Origin of the sequence: Plantibacter sp. T3, from assembly GCF_902506515.1 — a bacterium.
GTDB classification, from domain to species: Bacteria; Actinomycetota; Actinomycetes; order Actinomycetales; family Microbacteriaceae; genus Plantibacter; species Plantibacter auratus.
The window spans coordinates 1,150,244-1,168,790 of the sequence record NZ_LR733286.1 but is presented as its reverse complement, the minus strand read 5'-3'; the positions used below and the strand labels follow the sequence as shown (position 1 = coordinate 1,168,790).

Below are 18,547 nucleotides of genomic sequence, written 5' to 3'. Positions count from 1 at the left end.
GGCTGGGCGACTGTGCTCGATGGACCGCTGATCGCCGAATGGCTCCCCGTCTCGGTGGCCGCGCTCGTCCTCCTCCTCGTCGCGGCGGGAGTCGCCGGCTGGGTCGACGCGGTCGTCGGTGGCGGCGGACTGATCCAACTGCCCGCGCTCGTCATCGCCGTACCGAGCGATGTCGCGACCCCCTTCATCCTGGGTACGAACAAGCTGTCGTCGTTCTTCGGCACCCTGTCGGCGAGCTGGGTGTACCTGCGCAAGATCAGGGTGCAGTTCGTGCTCCTGGTGCCCCTCGTCGCCGGTGCATACGCCGGGTCGACCGTCGGTGCAGCCTTGTCGCGGTACGTCCCTCGCGACGTGTTGACGCCCATCGTGCTCGTGGCCGTGATCGCTGTGGCGCTGTACACCCTCTTCAAGCCGACCATGGGCCTGCACCACGAACCCCGCCATGACCGCGCCACCGCCGTCGCCTGGCGGGCGGCGTTGATCGGGCTGCTGGTGGGCTTCTACGACGGCATCCTCGGACCGGGAACGGGTTCGTTCTTCGTCATCCTCATCGTCGGTGTGCTCGGGTACGGCTTCCTGCAGGCCAGCGTGAACGCGAAGATCGCCAACCTCACCACGAACCTCGCCGCTCTCGTCGTGTACGGGGTGCATGGCGAGGTCCTGCTCGCGCTCGGTCTCGCCATGGCCGTGATGAACATCACCGGCGGGTTCATCGGCGCCCGTATGGCGACGAAACGCGGAAGCGGCTTCGTGCGGATCGTGTTCCTGGTGACCCTGTCCATCCTCATCGTGAAGCTCGCCTGGGACACCGTGGTGCAGTTCACCGGTTCATGATGCACCCGGCAGAGCGACCTCGCCGGCGGGTGTTCCGAGCAGTCGCCTCGTCCAGTCGGCCAGGGCCGCGATGGCGGCCCGCGAGATGGCGGCACTCGGAACCATGATCGTGAAGCCGTGGAACGCCCCCGGCCAGACGTGCAGTTCCGCGTCGCCACCCGCAGCCCACATCGCACTGGCATAGGCGACCGTCTCGTCGCGGAACACCTCGGCGCTGCCACAGTCGAGGTAGGTGCGCGGAAGGCCGGTGAGGTCGGTCGCCCGCGCCGGTGCGGCGGAGATCGACACGTCTTCACCGGCACGTCGGGGTCCGAGGTAGGCGTCCCAGCCGAACCTGGTCAGCTGCCGGTCCGCGACCCCGACCCCGTCGATCTGCTTCGTCGACACGGTGGCATCGCGGTCGTCGAGCATGGGCGAGACGAGGATCTGCCCGAAGAGGGCCGGCCCACGCCGGTCTCGAGCGAGCAGGGCGGTCCCCGCCGCGAGCCCGCCGCCCGCGCTCTGCCCGGCGATCACGATGCGCTCCGGGTCGACACCGAGTTCGTCCGCGTGCTCCGCGACCCAGACGAGTCCGGCGTAGCAGTCCTCGACCGGGTACGGGTCAGGGTACTCGGGGGCGAGGCGGTAGTCGACGCTGATGAGCACCACGTCGTGGTCGTTCAGGAGCCAGTCGTCGTAGGACTCGAGGTTGCCGAGGTGATGGCCGAACATCATCCCGCCACCGTGGATCGTGTAGACCGCCGTCGTCGCGCCCGAGCGCCCGATCCGCTGGATGACGGCGAGCGTGATCAAATCCCCGAGATGGCCGGGCACCGTGAGGGAGCGCCGCTCGTAGCCGCGGGACCGCAGTCGCTCGTCGAGCACCTCCTCGGTGACGTCGAGGCCACGCATTAGCGGCAGCATCTCGGTGGTCAACATGAACGGCCCGCGCGCGGCCATGGCATCGAGGAACGGGGTGAATTCGGCGTCGAACGGGGGACGAGGCATGAGGTCAGACATGGGAAGGCTCCTGGGTTGCGGGCTGAGATGGGAGGTGATGTGAACGGAGGACACCGACAGCCACCAGGGCTGCAGCGAGGACGGAGATGGTCGATCCCGCAATGAGGATCGCTTGCTGGAACGACGCGACGAGGGCCGGGGTGAAGTACTCGGTCGTGATGCCGCCGCCGACGACCGCAGCGAGGATCGTCCCGGTCGCGGCGATCCCGACAGCGGTGGCGATCTCGCTCGCGGTGTCGACCAGGGCCGCACCGATGGACGTGCGGTCCGCCGGGAGCCCGCGGAGGACGTTGTTGCCGGCGACGACTCCGACCACCCGCATCCCGGCGGCGACGAGGACGAGTGCGACGAGGACCCAGGGGTAGCCGAACCGGCTCAGGAGCGCGAACACGGCGAGCCCCGAGACGACCGCGGCGGCGCTCATCCATGCCGCACGATCGAGTCCCACGCGGTGCACGAACGGACCGACGAAGCGACCGCTCGCCAACAACACCACGACCTGCGGGAGCATCGCGACAGCGGCCAGGGCGGGCGGCCACCCCCAGGCGAACTGCAGCTGCAGGGTCGCCAGGTACGACAGCCCGGCCATCGCCAGCCCGGCGGCGGCCTTGTACGCCAGTCCTGAGGCCACGAGCGGCTGAGCCACGAGACGGAGATCCAGCAACGGGTGGCGAGCGGTGCGCTCCCTGACCACGAAGCCGATCGCGGCGGTCACCGTTGCCGCCGCCGCACCCCAGGCCGCATCGACGTCGGTGCCGGCGACGAACAGGGTCGGGGTGAGGAGGACGCCGACGACGGTCGCGGTCCCGAGCACAGCGCCGAGCACGTCGATCCGGTCCCGGTGCAGATGCGACCGCTCGTCGGCTCCGATTCCGGCGCGGATCCCGATCCAGGCGATCACCGCGATCGGGGCGTTGGCGACGAGGAGCACCTGCCACGGCGCCACGGCGAGCACGAAGCCGCCGATCGTCGGCCCAGCGGCGAGGCCGACCAGCCCGGCGGTCGAGATGACCGTCAGCGCGCGGACACGCAGGTCGTCCCGGTCGAACAGGCGGAACGCCAGAGCCATCGATCCCGGAGTCGTCATCGCCGCGGCGACACCCATCAGGGCGCGCACGGCGATCAACTGCTCCACCGAGACGACGAACACGGTGAGCACGCTGACGACGGCGAGCAGCGTCAAGCCGATCAGCATGACCCGACGCCGGCCGAACCGGTCCGCGACCGCACCGAAGAGCAGCATCAGTCCACCGAACGCGACCGAGTACGCGCTCGACACCCACTGCAGTGATGCGGTGGACGCAGTGAGGTCACGGCCGATGGTCGGGAGTGCGACGTTCAGGACGGAGTTGTCGAGCATCTCGAACAGGAACACGGCCGAGAGGCCGGCAAGCGCGACCCACGCGTCGCGGAGGCGCGGCGGCGAGTCTTCGACAGCCGCGGAGGTTGAGGGTCCGAGCATGGGCGCACTCCTTCGATGAAGAAGTGGCGACTCCCACGAGACGCTTGTGCGTTTCCGCCGGCCGAAGCACGACGGGATTTTTCCCTCTGCGACGAGGGTAGCGCATCATCGCCGCTCCCGCGAGAGTGCACAAAACGCTCCCAAACGGTGCTCATGGGAGCGTTTCGCGCACTCTCGTCCTGCCGATGGACTCAGCGCAGGTACGCGTCGACCAGGAACGGGCCCCGGATGGCCCTGAGCGTGTCGATCAACCGGTCGAGTGCGCGTCGGTTCCACGAGGAGAGCTGGAGATCGAAGGGGCCGAGCGGCTCGAGCTTGCCGGTGCGGAGGCGGACGACCTCCCAGCCGGCGGACCGCAGCGCGCGGTCCTTCCGTCGGTCCACTTCCTCGCGTCGTCCGACGTGCTCGAGACCGTGCCGGCCGATGCTGTCGTACTCGACGGCGATGCGCAGTTCCGGGTAGACCAGGTCGGGCCACACCTCCAGGTGTTGGAAGAACGGACGCTGCACCCGCACCGCGTTCAGTCCTTCGGTCAGCGCGAGTCGCTCGTGGACGTCTGCGCGCAGCTGAGCCTCGACAGCGGACGCCGGTTTCGGCGCGCACACGGACGTGAACGCCTCCCCCACCGGCAGGTCAGGGGTCTTCTCACACAGCGACGGCTTCGGGCGCGCACGACGCTCCCGGATGATCCCGGCCATCGCGGGCACCGGATCGGTCACCGACTCCCGCATCGGCAACGCGACGACCCTCGACGGATCGGCCGCATCGGAACATTCGGGACACCAGGCGCTGCGGCGACGCTCGCGTCCGGGCCGCGAGCGCTGTTCGGCCGGCGTCGCGACGAAGCGGTGTCCCCGGTCGCACTGCCACTGCAGCAGGACGTCGGCGGCCGGCGGCACCTGACTGAGGACGATGCCGGCGTTGAGATCGGCGTGGTACTGACGCCAGAGCGCTGGGAACGACGCCCAGGCCTGCCGGTAGGCGCCCACCGGGTACGGCGTCTCGAGACCCTTCGACCACTGACGGCGGGCCCACCACGCTTCCACACGTTCCGGCACGAGCCGAACCTACGACGGGCCCCCGACATCGGGGGCCGCGAAGGGCGACCACCTCGGCGACCCCGTCGTCAGCGCGTCGCGTGCACGGTGTCACCCCACCGGGACCTGGAAGTCCTCGCTGCAGGGGACGTTGTCCTGCCCGGTCTCGAAGTGCCCCGTCGGCGCCTTGCGCTTGACGTCGTCGATGTAGTGGGTCTCGGTGCTCTGCGAGTAGCCGTCTCCACCCTGGAATTCGTACACGGTGATGTCGACGCGGATCCGGCCGGTCTGCTCGACGTACTGGGTTCCCGCCGTCACCGCGTTCTTGTAGCCCGGAACCGCCGTCACCTCGGCCCGGCGTTCGTTGGTCGTGGTCTTGGTCTCCGTGTAACCACCGCTGGCCTCGATGCTCACGACGTCCTTGATGTTGAGGGAGACGCCCCCGCCGGTGGTCCACGACTGGGCGAAGGACTTCACGTCACCCAGCGTGAGCTTGAGGTCGCTGACCGCGCCGTCGTTGCAGTTGGACAGCGGCTCGCCGTAGCGCACCCATTCGAGCGGGAGCGGGGTCTCGCCCTGCACCTCGAAGGTGCACGACCCCTCCATGGCACCCGTCGACGCCGGCTCCCCGTTGCAGGTCTTCATCAGCATGTCGTCGTTGTAGGGGTCCTCGTCGGCGGATGCGGGACCTCCGGCGATCAGCGCCCCGGTGAGCGCGAGCAGTGACCCGGCGGCCAGGAGGTTCCGCTTCCGACCTCCGCTGAATCGAGTGGCGTTCACGTGTGTGGTCGTGGTCTCGGTGTTCATGGTTCCGTCCTTTCGCCGTACGTTCCTGTCGCTGTTCCCCGCCGGTCGTTCCGACGTGTCGTCAGCATGACGCGACCGACTCGGGCTCGACAACGGAAGCGGCGGATGCTGAGGCGATCGCCTAAAGAGCCGCAGGGGTCGACGAATGCGTGATAGAGGCGCGGGCCACCGTGGTCGTCACGCGAGCTGGTCGTCGTCCTCGCGCTCGCTGGGCTTCGCCAGGGCGACTGCTGGATGACGGTGCGCCGCTTCGAGCTGCGCCGGAGTCGACGGACGGCGGCGGAATCTGGCGGCGAGCACACCGCGGACGAACGCCACCGCCACGAGCGCGGTCCGATTCTGCACGTTCCAGGCCTTCATGAGCTTGCCGAGGTGCCAGCTGACCGCCTGTCGGCTGTAGTTCGTCTGTTTGGCGATGTCATCGTTCGAGAGCCCGTAGGCGGTGAGCGTCAGCATGTGCTGCTCGGTCTCGTCGAGCTCCGGACCGGTGGCGATCAGTTCGACCGGCGCTTCGTCCACACCCTCGGCGCCGACCTCTCCGACCGGCACCAGCGATCCCTGAGCCCGATCGAGCCGCGCCCGCTCCTGGTCCCAACTCTCGACCCAGCAGGATCCGAGTTCGTGAGCCACCCAGGTCGCGCGCGTCATGGCGAGCACGACCTGCGAGGGTCGGGCGTGCTGGAGTTCGAACATGACCGCTGAGAACACCGCCAACGCCGGATACGACCCCCGCAGGGCCGTGGAGAAGGTCGCCCCCGGCTCGTTCGCCGAACGGATCGCCACACCTCTCAGCTCGGCGAGACACCTGGGCGAGATGGGTCCGCCGCGCTCCACGGCGCGCAATGCGGCCGGGAGGACGACGGGAACGATCTCGGCGTACCGGGCCCGGAGCCACGCTCGCGTCTCGGGTTCGATGTCGTCGAACGGTGGGTCCTGGAGGAGGAGGCTGAATTCGTGGACGCGGTGGTCGAGGTGCAGTCCGAGATGTCGCCGTTCGCCCATGAGCCCCCGCCAGCCGTCAGTTCGCCTTCGGTCCACAGTGGTCGGAGGCGCCGCCTCACACTGTATCGACACGCGATCACCTCGACGGCGTTCGAACGGGTCGGGCTCGCCAAGGTGGACTGAGGGCCCGCGCTCGCCCCCTCTCACCCCTCCCCACGTGAACAACGGGTGAATCCGCCCGCTCACCCGTTGTCGATCCCCCTATCGAGGAGCAAGCTCGTCGCCGTGGACCCCATCATCCTGCTCTCGCTCGTCGTGATCACGGCGCTCGCCTTCGACTTCACCAACGGCTTCCACGACACGGCGAATGCGATGGCCACCTCGATCGCCACCGGTGCGCTGCCGCCGAAGGTCGCGGTCACCCTCTCGGCGGTGCTGAACCTCGTGGGGGCGTTCCTGAGCATCGAAGTCGCGCTCACCGTCACGAACGCGGTGGTGAAGATCCAGGACTCGTCGGGAGCTCCCGATCCGGCGCTGCTGGAGGGCGGCGGCTCGGCGCTCCTGCTGATCGTGCTCGCCGGGCTCATCGGCGGCATCATCTGGAACCTGCTCACCTGGCTGCTCGGTCTTCCGTCGAGCTCGTCGCACGCGCTCTTCGGGGGTCTCATCGGCTCGACGCTCGCGGGCCTGGGCCTGAACGGCGTGAACTGGGCCGGTGACGGCTCGAAGCTCGACGGCGTCGTCGGCAAGGTCATCCTCCCGGCGCTCATGTCGCCGTTGCTCGCCGGCGCGGTGGCGGCGATCGGCACCTGGCTCGTCTTCCGCGTCATCGGCAACCTCGCCCAGGGGCGTCTCCATCGCGGCTTCCGGATCGGGCAGATCGGCAGCGCGTCGCTCGTGTCGCTCGCCCACGGCACGAACGACGCACAGAAGACGATGGGCGTCATCACCCTCGCGCTCATCGCGGCCGGCGGCTGGGACGACACCGAATCGGTCCCGCTCTGGGTGAAGCTCGCCTGTGCCCTCGCGATCTCGCTCGGCACGTACATCGGCGGGTGGCGGATCATCCGCACCGTCGGCAAGGGCATCGTGGAGTTGAACACGCCGCAGGGCATGGCCGCCGAGAGCTCCTCCGCCGCCGTCATCCTCGCCTCGAGCCACCTCGGCTTCGCCCTCAGCACCACGCACGTCGCGACCGGATCGATCCTCGGTTCCGGGGTCGGACGACCGGGCGCGCAGGTGCGCTGGCGGGTGGCGCTCCGGATGGTCGTCGCCTGGGTCATCACCCTCCCGGCTGCCGCCCTCATGGGCGCGGTGATGTGGTGGGTCGGTCACCTCGCGGGTGGGGCGATCGGCGGGATCCTCATGGTCGCGATCCTCGCCGGCGTCGCGCTCACCATCTACCTCCGCTCGCGCCGCGACAGCATCGGATCCCACAACGTGAACGACGACTGGCAGGACGCCCCCGCCCGCTCGTCGCAGAAGACCGCAGCGTAAGGACGTCGGACATGTTCATGCTCTTCCTCGAAGCCGCCGCCCAGGTGGCCGTCATCGCGCTCGTGCTCGGTGCGGGTCTTCCCGCGCTTTTCGCGCTGGGTGTCCGCTCGTTCGCGGTCGCCGGAGGCGCCGGGTCCGACGACCGGAGCGGGTCGACCGCGCCGACGCTCCCGTCGGGGCTCCTCCGGGCCATCGGGGTGCTGTGCTTCGCCGTCGTCGTCGCCGCAGTGCTGGTCGGACTCACGATCATCGTGGCCACCGGCCTGGGGCAGGAGGTCAGCTTCGACCACGTGTTCCCGACCTTCACCCCGAAGGACTGAGGATGTCGGACGAGAACGGCGCCGGCGGGACCGGAGCCGACGCGATCCGCGAACCGGCCACCGGCAGTGGGTCCGGCGTGGTGGCGCGCGTCGTCGGTTGGCTCCGCGCCGGATACCCGTCGGGCGTGCCCGAGCACGACTATGTGCCGTTGCTCGGCATCCTCCGCCGGAGCCTCACCCCCGAGGAGCTGGACGAGGTCGTCGGCGGACTACTCATCGATGCGGAGCAGGCGGAGGCGTCCGGCGAGCTGATCGGTCAGGATCGTCTGCGGGCGCGCGTCGAACAGCTCCTCCTCGGTCCGGCGCTCCCGGAGGACCTCGTCCGCGTCTCCGCCCGGCTCGCGAGCGCGGGGTGGCCGCTCGGCAGCCCGGACGACGTCCGCGCGGCGGCGACTGACCATGACGGTGGTCGGGCTGCGCGCGCGACCCTCCTCGAGGAACGCGGAGGGCTGGTCGCCCGCATCGTGCGCTGGCTCCGAGCCGGGTATCCCGCAGGATTCCCCGACCAGGACTTCGTCCCGCTCGTGGCGCTCCTCCGCCGTCGGCTGAGTGACGCCGAGGTGGCCGAGGTGGGCGCACGCCTCGCGGCCGAGGGCGACACGTCGCTCAGTCGGGTCGACGTCGCCACCGCGATCGCGCGGGTCACCGCAGAACTGCCGAGTGACGAGGACGTGGAGCGTGTCCGCCGGTCGCTCGCCGACCACGGGTGGCCGAGCGACTTCGCGGTCTGAAACCCGCCCGCAGTCCGCGCTGCGGGTCACCTACAGGACGGTTCCCGGCTCAGCTCGGAAGGATCACCCGCACCTGCGCTTCGATCTCGGCGACGATCTCGTCGATGGTGTTCCCGGCGTTGATCGTCGCCGCCATGCTGACGAACATGATCGCGGACACGATGTGCGCCGTCGTCGCTGCGCGCTCGGCGGTCATGAGGTCGTCTCGTCGCAACACCGCGGCGATCGCCTCCTCGGTCTGCACGGTGAGGGCGAGCGCGGCGCGATGATACGGCTCCTCGGGATCGCCGAAGACGATCTCCCGCAGGTAGGTGCGGCCGTTGTCGACCTGCTTCCGATTGCATTCCACGACCGGACGGATGATCGCCATGACCGCATCGAGCGGGTCGGCTGCGGTTTGGGCGTCGGCCACCCCGCGGACGAGTGCATCCGCATAGGTGGAGTTCTGCACGAGCAGCAGGAGCTCACCCTTCGTCTTCGCGTAGAGGAAGAGCGTGCCCGTACCGATGTCGGCCCGGTCGGCGATCTGCTGCGTGGTCACGTCGTCGACCCCGTGCTCGGCGAACAGCTCGCCGGCGGCTGCAGTGATGCGTTCGAGTTTGTCGAGCTTGTTGCGCTCGCGGCGTCCGAGCGGTCGGGAATCGACGGTCATGGGTGTCCTTCGGGAATAGAAGATGATTGCGCTCAGTTGTGAGCATAGTCACTGGATCGCGGCATCGCTGGATGTCGCTCATTGTTCCACGACCACTTCGGAACCACTCACTCGAACAGAACGGTCAGCCACATGCCCTCACTCAACGGAGCAGTCGTCCTCGTCACCGGCGCGAACGGCGGCATCGGGACCAACTTCGTCCGCGACGCCCTCGAACGCGGCGCCAGCAAGGTCTACGCCACGGCTCGGAACCCGCGCACCTGGGACGACGAGCGTGTCGTCCCACTCGCGCTCGACGTCACCGACCCCGCTTCGATCGCCGCCGTCGTCGTCGCGGCCCCCGACGTCACGATCCTCATCAACAACGCCGGCACGAACGCGTCGACGCCCGGCATCCTGTCGCACACCGACGAGGAGATCCGCACCAACGTGGAGACCAACTTCCTCGGCCCACTCTTCCTCGCTCGCGCGTTCGCACCGATCCTCGCCGCCAACACTGGATCCGCGATCATCGACATCCACTCCGCCCTCAGCTGGTACGCCGTCGCAGGCATCTACAGCGCCACGAAGGCCGCGCTCTGGTCGGCGACCAACTCGCTGCGCCTCGAGCTCGCCCCCGCGGGCGTGCACGTCGTCGGCGTGCATGTCGGCTACGTGGACACGGCAATGGCCGCCGGTGCGACCGACCCGAAGCTCGACCCCGCCGTCCTCGTGACGAAGGCACTCGACGCGACGGAGGCCGGCGAGTACGAAGTCCTCGCTGACGACACCTCGGTGCAGCTCAAGGCCGGGCTCAGCGCCCCACTCGAGGCGGTCTACCCGCAGCTCGCCTGACCCTTCCCGAGAGTGCACAAAACGCTCCCAAACGTCGTGTTTGGGAGCGTTTTGTGCACTCTCGCTGTCATCACTGACTAGTCCGCGATGACCGCTTTGCCACGGATGCCGCCACCGGCGAGCGAGCCGAGTGCCTCCACCGCGTCGTCGAAGGGGAACACCCGTCCGACGACGGGACGGATCGCGCCGCTGTCGATGAGGGCGGTGATCTCGCGCAGCTGGTCACCACTCGCCTGCATGAGGAGGAACCGGTAGCTCACGCCGAGCCGCTTGGCCTGCCTGCGGATCTTGCCGCTCAGTGCGGAGATCGCGAGCCGGAGCACCGCGCTGAGACCGACGGACCGGGCGAAGTCCGGGGTGGGCGGTCCGGCGATGCCGACGGCCGTTCCACCGCGTTTGAGGATGCGGAGCGACTTCTCGAGGTTCTCGCCGCCGAGGCTGTCGAGCACGAAGTCGTTTCCCCGGAGGAACTGCTCGAAATCCTCGGTGCGGTAGTCGATCACGGTGTCCGCGCCGAGTTCGCGCACGAAGTCCGCGTTGGAGGCACTGGCCGTCGTCGCGACCTCCGCACCGAGCTGCTTGGCGAGTTGGATCGCGATCGATCCAACCCCGCCCGCACCGGCGTGGATGAGGACCTTCTGACCGGGCTGCACGTCGCCGAGCTCGACGAGGGCCTGCCAGGCGGTCAGTGCGACGAGCGGCAGCGATCCTGCCTCCACCATGCTGATCGACGCCGGCTTGAGCGCGACATCCGCCTCTGCGAGAGCGATGCGCTCGGCGAAGGTCCCGATCCGGTGATCACGAGGACGCGCGTAGACCTCGTCACCGGGCTTGAAGCTGCGGACATCCGCGCCGACGCGGATCACGGTGCCGGCGACGTCGTGGCCGAGGATGATCGGCAACCGGTACGGGAGGATCTGCTTGAACTCGCCGAGACGGATCTTCTCGTCGAGTTGGTTGAGGCCGGCGGCCTGCACCTGCACCAGGACGTCGCCGGCGCCGACGACGGGCTCGGGCACCTCGGTCTCGTGCAGTGGGGACGCGTAGCTCGAGATGGTGAACGCCCTCATGGGTGGGGCTCCTTCCGGGTCGATTCCCCGGATTGACCCGAGTTAGCTCAATTATGAGCAGACTCAGTTATTTTGTCAAGGAGCCCCCACAGCCACCCCGACGCCCAACTCCCCCAACCACTTCACGCCCCGACTGGGCACCACAAGACCATCGGGCCGCTGGTCGAGCGGCAGCCGTCAGACCCTCGACGACGAGGATGCTCGCCGATCAGGGGGTCGCGTACGCGGGGATCGACGAGTCGATCATCCAGTACGTGTCTTCGACCCGCTGCGCCGAGTCGGTGAAGCCCGAGTCGGGGATCATGAGGTAGGCCGAGGGATCGCCGCCGTCGTTCCAGGTGGCGTCGACGGCGAGCCACTGCCCGTCCACGAACACCTTGTTCCATGCGTGCGGCCCACCGGAGAGGACATCCCCGGTCACGACCACCGTCTGCACACCCGCGGCGTTCGCGAGCGCGTTGAAGGCGTAGGAGTAGCTCGCGCACACGCCGAGTCCCTGCAGCAGCGTCCCGGTGGCGTTCCAGGCGTACTCGTAGCCGGCCGGGACCCCGTCGAACGCGTCGCCCTGCAGGGTCGCGAAGGCGGTGTCGTCGTACTCAGCATTCGAGACGAGCCACTCGTTGAGCGCGGTGACCTTCTCCCGATCACTCAGCCCCTCGGGTGCCACTGCCGCCACGACCTCGTCGACGCGTTGCTTGAGTTGCGCCTGCAGCGCCGCCACCTCGTCGTTCGGCAGCGAATACGTCACGAGCAGGGTGTCTCCCCCGTCGCGGAGTCCGACGTAGCTGACGTTGAAGACGTAGGGGTTCTGGGCCCGCGCCTCGTACACGGCGTCGTACGGGTCGGGCGCTCCCGGAGTGTCGACGAACTCGGAGATGTCGATCGACTTCGTCTGGGCGATCAGGTGCCCGGCGAGGAACCGGGTGAACTCGGTGCTGCCGTAGACCGGGTAGTCGGTGGGTGGCACCTCGGACACCGGTTCGGCGTCGGTGTTCTCGGGTGCCACGAAGGCGTCGAACCGCGGCATGCCGGTCGGCGGGGCAGCCTCCTGCGCTGCGGCGTTGAACTGGGCGATGGCTGCGACCGGGTCGGGGGTCGACCGCTTCGTGATCGGGATCCACTCCCCCAGCTGCGTGTTGCGCCCACGGAGCGGGACGACCCATCGATCGCCGTAGTCGAGCACGGCGCTGTCATCGAGGTACGCGACGGTCGAGCGGGTGCGCCCGTCGACGGAGACGAACGGCAGCACCTTCTGCACGTTCTCGATGCCCTCGATGTAGCCGCTGGCACCCCAGTTCTTCAGCGCCCGCGTGGAGTTCGACGCGACCTCGAGCGGAAGGAATCCGGCGGAGCGGGTGAAGTCGTACGGCTTGTACGGGGAGAAGGCTGTTCCGTCGGTGGCGATCACGCCGAGGTCGAACCCGATCGTCTCGGCGGCGATCTCCTCCTCGCCGGCGTCCTGCTCCTCGCCGCCGGTCACGTCGTCCTCGGTCTGCGAACGGTAGTTGTAGGCCTGCAGCCCGATGTTCTGACGACTGACGAAGGGGGCTTCCTTCGCCTCGAAGCTCTCGGTGTCGCCAGCGGAGGACCACTCGGTCCCGTCGACCTCGGCCACCAGCTTGAAGACGCCGTCACCCCGCTTGGTGACCTCGTGGTGCACGATCAGGTAGGTGTCGGCGCCTTCCACCGACTCCCAGGACAGCGTGACACCGCCGCTGTCGTCGGCCGCCCCGAAGGTCACCTCGGGTGCCTCGTACTCCGACTCGACGGTGAACTTGGTCACGAGCGGCTTGTCCCGCTCGGTGCCGTCCTTCTCGAGCCGACTTACGAGGAAGTACTCGTCGTGCAGGCCCCAGCGGCCGCGGGACGCTCCGGCTTCGTCGAGGATGTCCGCCTCGGTCTTCCCGAACGTCTTCCCGAGTTCGGTTCCGGAGATCGTGACGCCGCCACCGGAGTCGGACTGGTACACCGAGTACTCGGCCTGCTTCGTCAGAGCCGCGTCGTAGAAGACCTGGAACGCCCACGGGGGTGCGTTGCCGCCGCGGTCGAGGTCGTCGGCGTCCGCCCGCTTCTTGTTCTCTGCCTTCACGTCGTAGTCGACGTCGATCTCGAACTCGTGGTCGCGTTCGAGGCCCGCCTGTGGGGCGGTGAAGTCGTAGAGTGCGGACTGGTCGGTGGTGATACGGCCCTCGTCGCCGCCGGTCACGGCAGGGACCACGACGAACGCCGCCACGACGGCGAGCGCAGCCGCGATCGCGACACTCCCGGTGACGATGCCGATCGTGCGGCCCCGCCGTTTGCCGGGATGCTTCGACTGGTGTGGCTGCTGTGGCTGACGCTGAGCCTGCTGTGGGGCTGGTGGCTGCTGCACGGGTCGTGGCTGCGGCGGCTGCTGCGGCTGCTGCGAAACTCCGCTGTGCACCTGCGGGGTCCACTCCGAGCCGTTCCAGTACCGCTGCCCGGTCGGGTTCCACGGGTCCGCATACCAACCGGCCGGCGTACCCCCATGCGATTCCGTCACCCGACATCCCCCTTCAATCCGAACGCATCACTGCGATGACCCCATCAAAGCAACGCAACATACGATATTCGATTCACGGGAATCGGGAAGCGAATCGGCCCGCCGTCACCGCACGACCTCGAGCGGTCAGATCGTCGCGCCGACGTCCCGGAACCCCTGGGGGGACGTGCCGGCGAGGCGCTGATCGACGGACGAGCCGGCGCTCACAGGGCGAAGATCACAGCGCCTGGACGATGAGGGCGACACCGAATGCGACGATCAAGCCGTTGCCGACGATGGCCGTCCACCTCCGAAAGGACGCGCCCGTCCTCCGCCGGAGTCCGGCTCCGAGCGCGACCAGCAGCGCCTGCCAGCCGAAGGATGCGAGCCCGACACCCGCGATGAAGGCGACCGCCGTCGACCCTGATTCCGTGAACTCGGCCAGCCCGGTCAGGATCGCCGCGAAGTACACCAGGGTGGCCGGGTTGAGCGCCGTCAGGCCGAGGAAGAGCAGGTAGCGCTGACGCGAGGAGCCCGTGCGCCCCGCCGGCCGGTCCCCCGCTGGCGGCTTTGCGCGCAAACCTTGCAGGAGTCCGTGCGCTCCGAGCGCGATGACGGCGACACCACCGAGGAGCTGCGGCCAGGGAGACCAGCCGCTCACGATGGGACCGGCGAGCGCACCGGCAGCGACGGCGGCCGCGCAGTACGACACGTCCACCGTCGCCACGGCGGCGGCGGCAGGCAGTCCACTGCGCAACCCGCGCGTGATGCCCTCCTGCAGGAGCAGGATCCCGATCGCACCGAGCGGAGCAGCCAGCGCGAGGCCGGCGACGGAACCGGCGAAGAGAGCGAGGAGGACATCCATGCCGACGACTCTGGCGCAGCGCGACGGTAGCGACGGTGCGTTCCGGCAGTGAGACGGCATACTGTGTCGCATGGACGATCTCGACAGTGAAATCATCGACGTGCTCCAGGTGAACGCGAGGATTTCGTTCAGTGAGCTCGGTCGCCAGATCGGCTTGAGCACGAATGCGACGGCGGCCCGTGTGCGTCGCCTGGAGCACAGCGGCGTCATCACCGGGTACCGCGCGATCCTCGGCTCCGATGCCCCGGTCGCCGAGGACGGCCTGGAGGCGTTCATCGACGTCCGACTCGACCCCGCGCGCAAGTCGGAGGAGTTCCTGGAGTGGACCCGTCGGATCCCCGAGATCAGAGACGCGGTGCACGTCACCGGCGCCTACGACTACCTCGTCCACATCCGTGTCGCCGGCACCGCCGCCCTCGACCGCCTCCTCCGCAGCATGAAGAACGATGGCGGCGCGACCCACACGCAGACGCGGCTGGCACTCCGCTAGGCATCGAAGCCGTGTTCCGATGCGACACTCGGACGGGACATCGATGGATCACCACCACATACGCCCGGCTCATCCCGAGCAGGCAGACTGACGCGACGGCTTCGGAGGCGCGAGACAGAACGCCGTCATCGAAGCGGTATCCGATCGACGCGCCCACAGACAGGAGCATCGATGCACCCGCAGCCCCATGGCACCGAGCTCGCGACCAATGACCTCGACCGACTGATCCTGCTCCGTCGACAGCTGCACCGTCACCCCGAGCTGTCCGGCAGCGAACACCGCACCGCGGCCGCGGTCGCCGAGTTCCTCGCCGCCACCAGGCCCGACGAGATCGTGACCGGGCTGGGCGGCCACGGGGTGGCGGTGGCCTACTCCGGTGCCGACACCGGCCCGACACTCCTGCTCCGCGCGGAACTCGACGCGCTCCCCATCACGGAGGTGACGGAGGTCTCGTACCGCTCCGAGCACGACGGCGTCGGTCACCAGTGCGGACACGATGGCCACATGACCGTCCTCGCCGGCGTGGGCCTCCTGCTCGGCCGTCGTCGACCGACACGGGGTCGCGTGGTGCTGTTGTTCCAGCCGTCCGAGGAGAACGCGGTCGGTGCGGCGGCCGTGCTCGCCGATCCCGCCTTCGAACGGTTGCACCCCGATCTGGCACTCGCGCTCCACAACCTGACGTCACTGCCGTTGGGTCAGGTGGTGCTCGATGAGGGCGTCGTGAACTGTGCGTCGCGCGGCGTCCGCGTGATCCTGGACGGCGAACCCACCCACGCGTCGGCGCCGGAAGGCGGCGTCTCCCCCGCCACGGCGATCGCCAGGCTACTCACGTCGCTTCCTGCACTCGGACGCGGAACCGAGATCGACTCGGACTACCGGCTCGTGACGGTAACCCACGCCGCCCTCGGCGAGCGGGCATTCGGCGTGGCACCCGGGCACGGTGAGATCTGGGCGACCCTGCGCACCATGACCGACGACGGCATGGACGCGCTCCGCGCCGATGCCGGACACCTGGCCGTCGACGTGGCCGAGCAGGAAGGTCTCCGTGTCACCGTCGAGGAGGCGGACGTCTTCCACCACTGCGAGAACCACCCTGCAGCCGTCACCCTCCTCCGTCGGGCGCTCGATCACGAAGGCGTGCCCCACACGACCGGTGTCGTCGAGCGAGGGTCGGAGGACTTCGGTCGCTTCCGAGCCGTCGCCCCCTCGGCCATGTTCTTCATCGGGTCCCGACGCAGCGCTGATGGCCCCGACTTGCACCACCCGGACTTCGACTTCCCCGACCAACTCATCGACACCGGCACACGGGTGTTCGCGCGTGCGGTCCGCGAATTCCTCGACTGAACGCTCAGTTGCGTTCATCGCAACCCACGACATAGAGTTGCGATCATGGAAAGCGACTTTGACGGCCGGATGGAGGACGCGCAATCGGCGTCAGACCGGGCAGCCCGGGCTCAGGCGGAGACCGCGCTCGCCGAGCTGGCGCGCGACCACGAGCGACTCGCCACGCGGATCATCACGCCGTGGTGGTACCACCCGGCACTCGGCCTCATCACAGCGGTCTTCGCCGGCGCCCACGCCCTTCCCGGCGTGTGGCCGATCGCCGCGATCACCCTGGGAATCGTCGCGCTACCCATCCTGACCACGACGTATGCCCGGGTGTCCGGGGTCGTCGTCACGAAGCCGGCTGGCCCTCGCAGCAGGCGCCTGCTGATCGCGACACTCGTCATGCTCGTCGCGGCCATGTCGTGCAGCCTGGCGTTCAAGTTCCTCGACGTCTCGCCGTGGTGGGCACTCGTCCCGGCAGGTGTGACGTTCGTGGCGACCGTCGTGCTGGGACGGCGATACGACGAGGCGCTCCGCCAGGAGATCGCGGCCCCGAGAACCTCGCCTGCCTGATGAGCAGTCCCGCACCCGCCTTCAACGAATTGATCCACGCGCCCCTGCGACTGAGGATCTGCGGACTCCTCCGGAGCGTCGACGAACTGGAGTTCTCCGTCGTGCGTGATGCACTCGCCATCGACGATGCGAAGCTCTCGAAGCACCTCAAAGTGTTGGCCGACGCCGGGTTGATCTCACTTCACAAAGAACGATCGTCAGCCCGCACCGACTCGCGGCGGCTCACTTGGGTGAAGCTCACGCCCGCCGGTTCGACCGCACTCGAGGCGCACCTTGCAGCGCTGGCGAGCATCGCCGCAGGAGTACCGGTCGAGTGATTTCGGGGTCACCATCTCAGCACCGTCTACACCGGCGCGAGCGGTTCGAGGACTCCGTCCGGCAGTTCCACGGTGATCGGGTCACCGGGCTGCACGACGCCGCCGACGAGCACCACACCCATGACTCCCGTCTTGCGGACGGTGCGGCCCTCGGCATCCGTACCGACGACCTGCTTGAGCAGGCCCGGTTCGAAGCGGTCGATCTGGACACACGGGTTCCGTAGCCCAGTCACCTCGACGACGGCGTCCGTTCCGAGTCGGAGCACTGCACCCGCGGGGAGGTCGAGAAGGTCCAGTCCCTCGGTGGTGATGTTCTCGCCCAGCTCACCCGGGGTGAGGTCGGCGTCCACCTCCGCGAACAGCTCCCGGTGGATGAGGTGGACCTGCCGGAGGTTGGGCTGCGTGGGGTCTCGTCTCACCCGGGATCGATGCTGCACCGTCGCACCGAAATGCGCGTCCCCTTCGACGCCCAGCCCGGCGACGAGCGTGATCGCGTCCCGTCGCGGCTTGGAGAAACGGTGCTCATCGTCGCTGCTGACCGAGACGACACGGGCGTTTGTCATCTCCCCAGTGTGCACGGGGGAAGCGAGGAACTCCACAGGCCTCGGCGCTGTGCGCCATGACGTCCGTGGACGACGAGGAGCACTTCGGGCTGGCCTCAGCGACCGACGGGCTCGTCGCCTGCATGGGCTCCGTAGAACTCGGACTGACGCCGCATGAGCTCGCGCATCGACACCTCGGGTCCGACGCCGTACACGGTCCCGCCGAAATCGAGCTGTCGCTGGATCGCCCAGATCTCATCGTGACGTTCGGGCGGGAGGATCGATGCCGGTGTTCCGACCGCGACCCATCCGATGGGAACCACGGCACCCGGTTCCAGCACGGTGTTGACCTGGACGACACCGTTGATCCGGACTTCGGCACCGTGCCCGACTCGGCTGCCGGGGAACAGCGAGGCACCCGTGGCGATGAACGCCTCGTCGGCCACCACGCTGCCGTTCACGTGCGTGTGCGGCCCGATCATGACGGCGGCTCCGATGAGCGCTGGGTGACCGGACCGTCCGCGGATCAGGGCATGCTCCATGACGACGGTGTCCTCGCCGATGACCACCTCGCCGTCTTCGGCGGACACCACCGCACCGTGCAGGATCCGCGCACCCGCCTCGATCCTGACATCGCCCACGATCATGGCGGACGACGCGACGGTCGCGGTCGCGTGGATCGACGGTTCGCGGTCCCGGTGTCTGATCAGCATGCGCTCACGATAGCGAAGGCGTCCGGTACAGGACGG

20 protein-coding genes are annotated in these 18,547 nt (G+C 68.7%); 9 read left to right on the top strand and 11 right to left on the bottom strand.

Annotation, left to right across the window (positions count from 1 at the left end; all coding sequences use genetic code 11):
* Positions 1-12: 12 nt before the first annotated feature.
* Positions 13-834, top strand: coding sequence for a TSUP family transporter (locus GV015_RS05700; protein WP_124768410.1), 822 nt, complete (start codon positions 13-15; stop codon positions 832-834).
* Here GV015_RS05700 and GV015_RS05695 read toward each other — a convergent pair.
* From GV015_RS05695 to GV015_RS05675, 5 genes are all read right to left on the bottom strand, one after another.
* Positions 829-1,833 carry an alpha/beta hydrolase fold domain-containing protein gene (locus tag GV015_RS05695; protein ID WP_159877223.1) on the bottom strand — a complete coding sequence of 335 codons (1,005 nt, stop codon included), beginning with the start codon at positions 1,831-1,833 and terminating at the stop codon, positions 829-831. The genes GV015_RS05700 and GV015_RS05695 overlap by 6 nt on opposite strands.
* Entirely contained in the window at positions 1,826-3,295 is a 1,470-nt protein-coding gene (locus GV015_RS05690) for an MFS transporter (RefSeq protein WP_159877221.1), read from the bottom strand. The genes GV015_RS05695 and GV015_RS05690 overlap by 8 nt, the downstream gene beginning before the upstream one ends.
* Before the next feature lie 191 nt (positions 3,296-3,486).
* Positions 3,487-4,353 (bottom strand): zinc-ribbon domain-containing protein, encoded by an 867-nt coding sequence (locus tag GV015_RS05685; RefSeq protein WP_159877219.1) that lies wholly within the window; start codon positions 4,351-4,353, stop codon positions 3,487-3,489.
* A 90-nt stretch (positions 4,354-4,443) separates the two neighbouring features.
* A complete protein-coding gene (locus GV015_RS05680; RefSeq protein WP_159877217.1) occupies positions 4,444-5,139 on the bottom strand; it encodes a hypothetical protein in 696 nt (231 codons plus the stop codon).
* A gap of 177 nt (positions 5,140-5,316) precedes the next feature.
* Positions 5,317-6,141, bottom strand: a complete 825-nt coding sequence (locus GV015_RS05675) for a helix-turn-helix domain-containing protein (protein ID WP_159877215.1) — start codon at positions 6,139-6,141, stop codon at positions 5,317-5,319.
* Positions 6,142-6,366: 225 nt separating this feature from the next.
* Here GV015_RS05675 and GV015_RS05670 point away from each other — a divergent pair, with 225 nt between their 5' ends.
* From GV015_RS05670 to GV015_RS05660, 3 genes are read left to right on the top strand one after another with little or no spacing between them, the layout of a single operon-like run.
* Positions 6,367-7,578 carry an inorganic phosphate transporter gene (locus GV015_RS05670; protein ID WP_159877213.1) on the top strand — a complete coding sequence of 404 codons (1,212 nt, stop codon included), beginning with the start codon at positions 6,367-6,369 and terminating at the stop codon, positions 7,576-7,578.
* Between the two features lie 11 nt (positions 7,579-7,589).
* The gene (locus GV015_RS05665; protein ID WP_159877211.1) at positions 7,590-7,898 is read left to right on the top strand and encodes a hypothetical protein; all 309 of its coding nucleotides are present in this window, start codon (positions 7,590-7,592) and stop codon (positions 7,896-7,898) included.
* Positions 7,899-7,900: 2 nt separating this feature from the next.
* The gene (locus GV015_RS05660; RefSeq protein WP_159877209.1) at positions 7,901-8,629 is read left to right on the top strand and encodes a DUF3349 domain-containing protein; all 729 of its coding nucleotides are present in this window, start codon (positions 7,901-7,903) and stop codon (positions 8,627-8,629) included.
* 49 nt (positions 8,630-8,678) lie between these two features.
* Here the strand turns inward: GV015_RS05660 and GV015_RS05655 are convergent, their stop codons facing one another.
* On the bottom strand, positions 8,679-9,281 hold the full coding sequence (locus GV015_RS05655; RefSeq protein WP_159877207.1) for a TetR/AcrR family transcriptional regulator: 603 nt from the start codon (positions 9,279-9,281) through the stop codon (positions 8,679-8,681).
* Between the two features lie 132 nt (positions 9,282-9,413).
* Between GV015_RS05655 and GV015_RS05650 the strand changes: the two genes are divergently transcribed.
* Positions 9,414-10,115, top strand: a complete 702-nt coding sequence (locus GV015_RS05650; RefSeq protein WP_159877205.1) for an SDR family oxidoreductase — start codon at positions 9,414-9,416, stop codon at positions 10,113-10,115.
* 77 nt (positions 10,116-10,192) lie between these two features.
* On the opposite strand, the gene GV015_RS05645 is transcribed toward GV015_RS05650, so the two are convergent.
* The 3 genes from GV015_RS05645 to GV015_RS05635 form a co-directional block, all read right to left on the bottom strand.
* A complete protein-coding gene (locus GV015_RS05645; RefSeq protein WP_159877203.1) occupies positions 10,193-11,185 on the bottom strand; it encodes an NADP-dependent oxidoreductase in 993 nt (330 codons plus the stop codon).
* A 208-nt stretch (positions 11,186-11,393) separates the two neighbouring features.
* The gene (locus tag GV015_RS05640) at positions 11,394-13,706 is read right to left on the bottom strand and encodes a DUF2510 domain-containing protein (protein WP_159877201.1); all 2,313 of its coding nucleotides are present in this window, start codon (positions 13,704-13,706) and stop codon (positions 11,394-11,396) included.
* Between the two features lie 217 nt (positions 13,707-13,923).
* Positions 13,924-14,550 carry a LysE family transporter gene (locus GV015_RS05635; protein ID WP_159877199.1) on the bottom strand — a complete coding sequence of 209 codons (627 nt, stop codon included), beginning with the start codon at positions 14,548-14,550 and terminating at the stop codon, positions 13,924-13,926.
* A 70-nt stretch (positions 14,551-14,620) separates the two neighbouring features.
* On the opposite strand from GV015_RS05635, the gene GV015_RS05630 reads away from it, so the two are divergent.
* From GV015_RS05630 to GV015_RS05615, 4 genes are all read left to right on the top strand, one after another.
* Entirely contained in the window at positions 14,621-15,040 is a 420-nt protein-coding gene (locus GV015_RS05630; RefSeq protein ID WP_159877197.1) for an Lrp/AsnC family transcriptional regulator, read from the top strand.
* Between the two features lie 171 nt (positions 15,041-15,211).
* Positions 15,212-16,384 (top strand): amidohydrolase, encoded by a 1,173-nt coding sequence (locus GV015_RS05625; protein ID WP_159877195.1) that lies wholly within the window; start codon positions 15,212-15,214, stop codon positions 16,382-16,384.
* 45 nt (positions 16,385-16,429) lie between these two features.
* Positions 16,430-16,939, top strand: coding sequence for a hypothetical protein (locus GV015_RS05620; RefSeq protein ID WP_159877193.1), 510 nt, complete (start codon positions 16,430-16,432; stop codon positions 16,937-16,939).
* Positions 16,939-17,256, top strand: a complete 318-nt coding sequence (locus tag GV015_RS05615; RefSeq protein ID WP_159877191.1) for a transcriptional regulator — start codon at positions 16,939-16,941, stop codon at positions 17,254-17,256. Before GV015_RS05620 ends, GV015_RS05615 begins: the two co-directional genes overlap by 1 nt.
* 26 nt (positions 17,257-17,282) lie before the next feature.
* Here GV015_RS05615 and GV015_RS05610 read toward each other — a convergent pair whose 3' ends face one another.
* Positions 17,283-17,819, bottom strand: coding sequence for an MOSC domain-containing protein (locus GV015_RS05610; RefSeq protein ID WP_159877189.1), 537 nt, complete (start codon positions 17,817-17,819; stop codon positions 17,283-17,285).
* Between the two features lie 95 nt (positions 17,820-17,914).
* Positions 17,915-18,511, bottom strand: coding sequence for a gamma carbonic anhydrase family protein (locus GV015_RS05605; RefSeq protein WP_159877187.1), 597 nt, complete (start codon positions 18,509-18,511; stop codon positions 17,915-17,917).
* Positions 18,512-18,547 lie beyond the last annotated feature (36 nt).

Excerpts from the sequence above, each read along its gene's own strand:
- GV015_RS05695 (WP_159877223.1), bottom strand. The coding sequence starts at position 1,833 with ATGTCTGACCTCATGCCTCGTCCCCCGTTCGACGCCGAATTCACCCCG.
- GV015_RS05690 (WP_159877221.1), bottom strand. The coding sequence starts at position 3,295 with ATGCTCGGACCCTCAACCTCCGCGGCTGTCGAAGACTCGCCGCCGCGC.
- GV015_RS05680 (WP_159877217.1), bottom strand. The coding sequence starts at position 5,139 with ATGAACACCGAGACCACGACCACACACGTGAACGCCACTCGATTCAGC.
- GV015_RS05675 (WP_159877215.1), bottom strand. The coding sequence starts at position 6,141 with ATGGGCGAACGGCGACATCTCGGACTGCACCTCGACCACCGCGTCCAC.
- GV015_RS05665 (WP_159877211.1), top strand. The coding sequence starts at position 7,590 with ATGTTCATGCTCTTCCTCGAAGCCGCCGCCCAGGTGGCCGTCATCGCG.
- GV015_RS05660 (WP_159877209.1), top strand. The coding sequence starts at position 7,901 with ATGTCGGACGAGAACGGCGCCGGCGGGACCGGAGCCGACGCGATCCGC.
- GV015_RS05655 (WP_159877207.1), bottom strand. The coding sequence starts at position 9,281 with ATGACCGTCGATTCCCGACCGCTCGGACGCCGCGAGCGCAACAAGCTC.
- GV015_RS05650 (WP_159877205.1), top strand. The coding sequence starts at position 9,414 with ATGCCCTCACTCAACGGAGCAGTCGTCCTCGTCACCGGCGCGAACGGC.
- GV015_RS05645 (WP_159877203.1), bottom strand. The coding sequence starts at position 11,185 with ATGAGGGCGTTCACCATCTCGAGCTACGCGTCCCCACTGCACGAGACC.
- GV015_RS05635 (WP_159877199.1), bottom strand. The coding sequence starts at position 14,550 with ATGGATGTCCTCCTCGCTCTCTTCGCCGGTTCCGTCGCCGGCCTCGCG.
- GV015_RS05630 (WP_159877197.1), top strand. The coding sequence starts at position 14,621 with ATGGACGATCTCGACAGTGAAATCATCGACGTGCTCCAGGTGAACGCG.
- GV015_RS05625 (WP_159877195.1), top strand. The coding sequence starts at position 15,212 with ATGCACCCGCAGCCCCATGGCACCGAGCTCGCGACCAATGACCTCGAC.
- GV015_RS05620 (WP_159877193.1), top strand. The coding sequence starts at position 16,430 with ATGGAAAGCGACTTTGACGGCCGGATGGAGGACGCGCAATCGGCGTCA.
- GV015_RS05615 (WP_159877191.1), top strand. The coding sequence starts at position 16,939 with ATGAGCAGTCCCGCACCCGCCTTCAACGAATTGATCCACGCGCCCCTG.
- GV015_RS05610 (WP_159877189.1), bottom strand. The coding sequence starts at position 17,819 with ATGACAAACGCCCGTGTCGTCTCGGTCAGCAGCGACGATGAGCACCGT.
- GV015_RS05605 (WP_159877187.1), bottom strand. The coding sequence starts at position 18,511 with ATGCTGATCAGACACCGGGACCGCGAACCGTCGATCCACGCGACCGCG.